The 725-nt window shown below is 51.4% G+C and carries 1 pseudogene; it reads left to right on the forward strand.

Features of this window, described 5'->3' with window-relative positions:
• A pseudogene (locus JCM12308_RS27535) lies at window positions 1-725 on the forward strand (calcium-binding protein); the annotation flags it as partial.

Below are 725 nucleotides of genomic sequence, written 5' to 3' on the forward strand. Positions count from 1 at the left end.
CAAAAACACGCAAGATTGAGGATGCATCCAGCCTGCCTGAGCCCATCATGGGCACCTCTGCCAATGAGACCTTAACCGGCACATCGGCTGCTGATGAGATCCATGGTCTGGCTGGTAACGACAAACTCTATGGCTTGGCTGGTAATGACAAGCTTTATGGTGGTGAAGGCAATGATACTCTTTACAGCGGCTCTGGTGCGGATCTGTTGGAAGGTGGAGCTGGAATTGATACCGCAAATTATTCTCAATCCTTGAATGGCATTTTTATAAATCTTGGAACAGGTGCTGCTTCGGGTGGAGATGCCGACGGTGACACTTTGATCAACGTAGAATACGTGCATGGATCTCGACATAATGATGTGATTATCGGTAACGATGGCAACAACGGGCTGTATGCCGGAGGTGGAAACGATCGTTTAGTGGGCGGCAAAGGCAATGACACCCTCAACGCTTATGCCTCCGGTGCCGACATCCTTGATGGTGGCGAGGGCACTGATACCGTGCGCTACTATTACGCCTCCACTGGCGTTACCATGAACCTGGCAGATCCTAGCCAGAACACTGGGGATGCGGCAGGTGATACCTACATCTCCATTGAACGTGTTATGGGAACACGTGATCATGCTGACACATTAACCGGGAATGCGGGCAACAACATCCTTTGGGGTTATGGCGGCGACGACACGCTTTATGGGGGAGCTGGTTACGATGAGCTCTCTGGTGGT

The sequence above is a fragment of the Pseudovibrio denitrificans JCM 12308 genome, from assembly GCF_001310815.1.
GTDB lineage: Bacteria > Pseudomonadota > Alphaproteobacteria > Rhizobiales > Stappiaceae > Pseudovibrio > Pseudovibrio denitrificans.